Below are 1,764 nucleotides of genomic sequence, written 5' to 3'. Positions count from 1 at the left end.
CCCCCGTTGCCGAACGTGCCTCCACCGCCAAAGCCGAAGCTGTTCGCGCTGTAGTCGGAATGATTCTGGATGTCGGGTACGTCAACGTGCCCGTCGTGAGTTGGTTCTTCGACGGGTCTGCCGTGCTGGCGATATACGAGCCCTGCAGATCCGTATTCCCCGCAACATTGATGTCGAATCCGCCAGAGCCCGCCTGAATCCCCGCTTGCTCAACCACACCCGCATAGTTGCCGCTCGCGTTACCGCGCGAATAGCTGAAGCTCCCCGACGCGCCGCCCATGCTTGCGCTGAACCCGCCACCCATACTCTCCTGATGTGCCGAACTCTCGCTCGTGTCCTGCACGCTGGCGATGTTCAGATCGCCGCCCACACGCGCAATCACATTGTCCGCATTCACATTGCCGCCGACGATATTCGTATCGCCGCCGCTCACAATCACCGCGGAATTTATTTTGAGGAAGGCTTTATGAGCGATGCCTTATTCCTTACGCCCCACCGTCATCAGGCAACGCCCCTCACATGAGCAATTGAAACTCAACCAATCTCTGCTACGTCCGCAAATTCAGGTATTTCCCACTTTAGTTTTCAGTATTCCAGCCAGTCCAGATGACGAGGTTGCATTACCAATCCCGCCTCGCATCGGATATCGCTTCGAGCAACGCCGGATAGGTTACCAAAAACGCCACGTCTTTACTTCTACCGAGATTCCCTTCAAGCGCAGCCTCAAGAATTTCCGCACACTCCTTCAACCTCAAGGAAATCACCACCCCAGATATTTAACTTCATTACTTCATCGAAAATCCACCACCATAAATTCGCTAAAAATTGATTAATCTTAATTAAACAGATTCAACCAACCAAACAAAAAATCACCATCAAACACTAAAAACAAATTTTCAATTAATTTACAAAACATTGAAAAGCAAAGAAATATTATTTTTCCACCAAAAGCAACCGTGAAATCTCAGCCAAAACCGTAGAATCCAACTTTTCCATAGGCTCTATCGAGAGGCTTCGCGGATATTCTTCATAAACCACTCTGAATCGTTTTCCGTCAAAAGTGAAATTCCACCATTTTGTGTCAACGGATACCGCGTCATCATTCGCAACTGTCATCACGTCACTAGCACCAAGGCGACTGAGGATATCCTCGACAATACTCGGAGCGCTGCCCCAATCAACGCGCTCCTGGACCGAGATATATCGGAATCCAGTCGGCGATGTTTCCAAAGTGGTTTTCATTATTTTCCGAATCCAAAGTCTTGTCCGCCAGGGCGAGCAGCACCGTTAGCAATATCCGTCCACGACAGCCCCTTCTGTCTGAGTTGTTCAACTGAGGGCCCCAGTTTGTTCCCGTACTTCTCCACGTTTCTCGCTTCCGCCGCCGCCACGAAGTCTGGAGGGGATATGTCTCGATATTGCAGTTTAAGTGCGTTTCTCTCGTGATCTGCAATGAGAATTCTGGACCACCTGGGGCGTTAGTTTTTCGGCAAACTTTACCCTTGGAAAAAGGAGGAGTTTGCTATGAAACGCAAGCGCTTTTCAGTCGAGCAGATTGTGGCGGTACTGAAGCAGGCCGAGTTGGGAATGCCGGTGGCCGATCTCATCCGTCACGTCGGTATTTCGGAGCAGACGTTTTATCGCTGGAAGAAGCAATATGCCGGTATGCAGTCAGATCAGGTACGTGAGCTCAAACAGTTGCAAGACGAGAACGCACGGCTCAAGAAGCTAGTGGCCGAGCTAAGCCTGGACAAGGCCATTCTG

2 protein-coding genes and 1 pseudogene are annotated in these 1,764 nt (G+C 50.5%); 1 reads left to right on the top strand and 2 read right to left on the bottom strand.

Going from position 1 to position 1,764, the window contains the following annotated elements:
• Together W930_RS0124945 and W930_RS29940 are read right to left on the bottom strand one after the other, a co-directional pair.
• A pseudogene (locus W930_RS0124945) lies at positions 1 to 445 on the bottom strand (hemagglutinin repeat-containing protein); the annotation flags it as partial.
• A gap of 488 nt (positions 446 to 933) precedes the next feature.
• The gene (locus W930_RS29940; protein WP_081326841.1) at positions 934 to 1,242 is read right to left on the bottom strand and encodes a DUF3630 family protein; all 309 of its coding nucleotides are present in this window, start codon (positions 1,240 to 1,242) and stop codon (positions 934 to 936) included.
• 282 nt (positions 1,243 to 1,524) lie between these two features.
• Between W930_RS29940 and W930_RS0124940 the strand changes: the two genes are divergently transcribed.
• Positions 1,525 to 1,764: transposase (locus W930_RS0124940; protein WP_028731402.1), on the top strand; the 240-nt coding region annotated here is incomplete at its 3' end.

Origin of the sequence: Pandoraea sp. E26, assembly GCF_000681415.1 — a bacterium.
Lineage (GTDB): Bacteria > Pseudomonadota > Gammaproteobacteria > Burkholderiales > Burkholderiaceae > Pandoraea > Pandoraea pnomenusa.
The sequence above is the reverse complement of the archived record's forward strand: the minus strand, read 5'-3'. Positions and strand labels throughout refer to the sequence as shown.

Excerpts from the sequence above, each read along its gene's own strand:
- W930_RS29940 (WP_081326841.1), bottom strand. The coding sequence starts at position 1,242 with ATGAAAACCACTTTGGAAACATCGCCGACTGGATTCCGATATATCTCG.